Source organism: Sphaerochaeta sp. (assembly GCF_050178175.1).
In the GTDB taxonomy this organism is placed as follows: Bacteria; Spirochaetota; Spirochaetia; order Sphaerochaetales; family Sphaerochaetaceae; genus Sphaerochaeta.
In genome coordinates this window covers 1-4,322 of sequence record NZ_JBFXGH010000152.1, presented here as the reverse complement: position 1 = coordinate 4,322, position 4,322 = coordinate 1, and the positions used below count along the sequence as shown (strand labels likewise).

At 49.1% G+C, this 4,322-nt stretch carries 3 protein-coding genes; 1 reads left to right on the top strand and 2 read right to left on the bottom strand.

The window, feature by feature from the left end; genetic code table 11:
- Together AB7S66_RS11550 and xdhA are read right to left on the bottom strand one after the other, a co-directional pair.
- Window positions 1-422: FAD binding domain-containing protein (locus AB7S66_RS11550; RefSeq protein WP_428520159.1), on the bottom strand; the 422-nt coding region annotated here is incomplete at its 3' end.
- Between the two features lie 12 nt (window positions 423-434).
- Complete coding sequence (xdhA, locus tag AB7S66_RS11545; RefSeq protein WP_428520157.1) at window positions 435-2,723, bottom strand: xanthine dehydrogenase subunit XdhA; 2,289 nt, start codon at window positions 2,721-2,723, stop codon at window positions 435-437.
- Window positions 2,724-3,050: 327 nt separating this feature from the next.
- Here xdhA and AB7S66_RS11540 point away from each other — a divergent pair.
- A partial coding sequence (locus AB7S66_RS11540) for a hypothetical protein (protein ID WP_428520155.1) occupies window positions 3,051-4,322 on the top strand: 1,272 nt, incomplete at its 3' end.

Here is a 4,322-nt window from a genome sequence, read left to right as displayed (position 1 = left end):
TCCAGGCTGGTCAGCTCCAGAACTGCATCATACGCCTTGAGCGTGGTTGCCGAGTCGGCGCTGGTGACACCGTTGCAGATGTTTCCACCGATGGTGCCGATATTCCTGATCTGGGGGCCGCCGATCTGGTCAACTGCATCGCCCAGGACAGGAACATGTTCCCTGATCACTGGATGCATGGAGACATCGGTGAAACTGGTCAGCGGACGGATAAGGACTGAACCATCGTCCTCCAGGCAGATGCCCCTCAGGTCTTCGAGCATATAGATGTTGATGAGATCACAACCTGCAAGTTTCCCTTCGCGGATCTTGATCAGGATATCACTGCCTCCGGCAAGGATGAGAGCTTCAGGATGCTCCTTTCTAAGCCGTAAGGCCTCCTCTACAGAGGTTGGTTCATAGAGTTTATTAAAGTTATACATGCGCTCCTTCCTTTATTTGATCAGTCCCGCATCGGTGAATGCACCAAACAGACGTTGGGGGTGAAGCGGAATTGCATTTACAGCAACCCCGGTTGCATTGAGTACTGCATTACGGATGGCTGGGGCAACGGGAATCGTAGGGGGTTCCCCGAGGCTCTTGTTTCCGTATGGACCGGTGGGGTCATAGGTCTCAACAAAGTCAGCATGGAGGTCAGGGGTATCCAAAGCGGTCATCAGCTTGTAGTCAAGCAGATTGTCGTTGTACATGCGGCCTGTCTTTGGGTCGAACATATGTCGTTCATACAATCCATAACCAAGTCCCATGCTCATCCCACCATGTACCTGACCCCTAGCCGTCTGATGGTTGATGATGGTTCCCGAGTCATGGACATTGATGATATCCAGAACCTTTACCTGACACATCGGGATATCCACCTCTACCTCGGCAAAACAGACTCCAAAGGAGTAGGTGTTGTCTGAGCAGTGGTGTGTCTCCTCAGCAGAAATATGCTGTGAGTTAGTCAGACTGTAGCAGGATTCAATGGCTACATCGGCAACCGAGAGCAATCGCTCATCCTTGTTGGTGTGCACAATGTAGTTTTCCTTGATATCCAGATCCCATGGATCACACTTCAGCATAAAGCCGGCGAACTCAAGCAGTTTCTTCTTGAAAGCTTCTCCAGTCTTTTTCAAGGCAAGTCCCGATACATAGGTCTGGCGGGAAGCATAGGCACCGGTATCGTATGGAGTGACATCAGTATCCTGTTTGCTGATCATATGAATCTTGTCCATGGTCACACCGATGGTTTCAGCAGCCATCATGGCAAAGACGGTATCAGCACCCTGGCCGATCTCGGTTGCTCCCATCTGTACCTGCAGGGATCCATCCTGGTTGAGCAGCATACGCACTGCGGAGGTCTCCAGGCTGATCGGATAGACACCGGTCTTGTAGCAGAAAATGGCCATGCCGACCCCTTTCCTGATCGGGCCATCCTGCTTCTCGTACTCCTTGCGTTTCTTTGAGAATGAGAGGTATTTCTCTCCCTTGTCGATACACTCCTCGAGGCCGGTGGAGTGACAGGTGATGGTGGTAACCGGGTCGACGAAGCCAAGCTTCATCATGTTCTGCTTACGGATCTTGATCGGGTCAAAGCCAGTCTTGGCCACGATGTCATCCACGTGGGCTTCCAAGGCAAACCCAATCTGGGGGATACCGTAGGCCCGCATTGCTCCAGCGGTTGGCATGTTGGTGTAGACCGTATAGGCCTCACCCTTGATTGCCCCCACCGGATACATCATCCTGAATCCGTTTACTGCATTGGCAACCAGTGCGTGTGCATGGCTCGCATATGCTCCTTGGTTAGAGTAAGCTTCTATGCTTCTTGCAGCAAAGGACCCATCAGGGCGAATGTAGCTCTCGATGTGGAACTTCATTGCATGTCTTGTTCTTGTACAGGTAAAGGTCTCTTCCCTGGTATAGGCCAAGATAACAGGTCTCCCCCCAACACGAGTGGTCAAGTAGGCATTCAGGGGCTCGGTCAGAGCATCCTGCTTATTGCCGAATCCTCCACCAATATAGGGCTTTACAATCCTGATCGTGCCGATTCCTACTCCCAAAGCCTGGGAACAGACACGGCGCACGATATGGGGGATCTGGGTGGAGGTTACCACGACAATCTTGCCATCTTCCATGTATGCAAACGAGTTTGCAGGTTCAATATGACAGTGGCTTACAATTGGGGTCTCGTAGTCGCCTACGACTTTGATAAGTCCTTTTTCCTTAATGGATTCTTCAAAGGAGCCTATCTCATAGGAAGAGTGGGCTACTACGTTGTTAGGCTTCTCCTCGTGGATTACCGTGGCCCCTTCCTTCATTGCATCTTCAATGGAGAGAATGGGAGCATACTCTTCGTAGGTTACCTTGATCTTCCTCACTGCTTCTCCTGCAGCTATCTCAGTTTCGGCAATAACTGCTGCAATGTCATCGGCATAGCAGCGGACCCTTGCATTAAGCAACTTACGGTCAGCGATATCCTGATGTTTTGGTTCGGTCGACCATGGGTGCCCTGCAGTAGGGAACTGAATGTCGGGGACATCGAAACAGGTAACAATGTCCACAACCCCTTCAACCTTCCATGCCTCAGATAGGTCAAACTCCTTCACCCAGCCATTTGCAATGGTACTATGCAGTACTTTTGCATGAAGGGCATGGGGAGAGACCAGATCGGGGGTATATTTTGCTTTTCCCGTCACTTTGCCGTATGCATCGACTCGGTTCGGGGATTTTCCTATGATATTCATGGAGTTCCTCCTTGTTTCCTCAACAACCCTGCTTCTGCAAATTCTGGGACTAGGCAGAAACTTCACATTTTTCCTGTGAAAGATGAGCATAGAAGCTTCCAGAAAGGCAGAACTTTCTTTTCGTACTTTCATAATACAACAAATTGCAACAAATTCAAGGAATTATTCTCAATAAGCGAAAAAAAAGCGTATGGATTGATAATATTGCTATCCATCTAACAGATAACAAATTCTAGGTATGAATACCTATGATCTTAGGTGCTTTTACCTGCTATCGCCTTGGGTGGTTCCTTTTCATACTGTTCTTGGATAGGAGAGGAAAACAGTATGAAGGTAAGAATTACACACTATATTGCATGTATTGGACTGATCTTGTTTCTTCTGACTTCTCTTGCCGGATGTAAAAAGGATCCTGGTAACAATCCTGGTGAAGAGGAACAAGAGGATGTCGCGGTTTTTTCCCTGGCCAGAGCCCCCGATGGTGAGTCTTCGTTCAGGGCAGGTGAATATGTTGATTCAGACGAGAAAAGCATAACCTCCCGTTGGCTTGCAGCAAGTCAGACTGACAGTGGGTTTACCTCTATCACCCCAGATAGTCTCAAGGTTGCTTATCGCTACATCGCATTGATCCCAGACGCTACCGTGCAGAAGATTGGGGAAAAGGGTATCTATGGTAAAGGGCGGTATGATGCCATGAATGCATGGGATGGAACAGCCATGTCTGCATATAAAGACAATACGATGACCAAGCTCCCCGGGTTCAACACTTCTCATGACCTTAATACAACACCCACAGTGGATGACATGCTTGAGTTCTCTGTCTATGTGGATGATGACACCCCTGTCACAAAGCAGGAGGTAAAGGAAGGCTCCTTTGCCATCTTTGATGGGTCGAATGACACCTCCGGAGATGTAACTGATGATATCTTGGCTGTATTCGACCTGAAAGATACTTCCATCAAGGTCGATGTTGATGACCTGCCCCCAGAAGGTGTGGTTTTCACCGGTATTGCCTATGAGCTTGTCTATTATGAGGCAGAGCTCTCCGGTTTTGGGGCTGTACGGCTGTATTACAACGATTACGGGCAATTCAAGGCAGGAGACTTGGTGGTGAACAAAGCTGGAGATTCTCCTGATAAGGGCTGGCAATGGGCATACCTGAAGCATGGTGATGGCCCAGACTCCTGGGATGGGTCAGCTGTACCTGAGGTGAGTGGAGGTGGGTATAATGACTATGATACCGATACGGTAGAGGAGCCTAACCCAGAGGTGGAATATAAGGGATATTATTCTCGCTCTGATCTTACCTTTCCTGTTGAAACCACCCAATACGGAAAAAGCGCAGATGGGGATCTTATCCCTGTCTTCGTGAACCTAGAGGGAGAGGGGGATATCTGGCCAGAGACAAACACAAGTGGGACACCAGATGCATTGAATGTGGGGAAAACCCCGGAAACATCTACTGCTTGCATCTACTGGTCGGTTAATCAGAACATATTCAACAAACCAGTGGGAGATGCCCAGCCGGTTCCCTATGACCATCCCCATATTGAGGAGGTTGCCGATCCAGGAGGGTTTGGTACGTATAATGAAGAAAAT

Excerpts from the sequence above, each read along its gene's own strand:
- xdhA (WP_428520157.1), bottom strand. The coding sequence starts at position 2,723 with ATGAATATCATAGGAAAATCCCCGAACCGAGTCGATGCATACGGCAAA.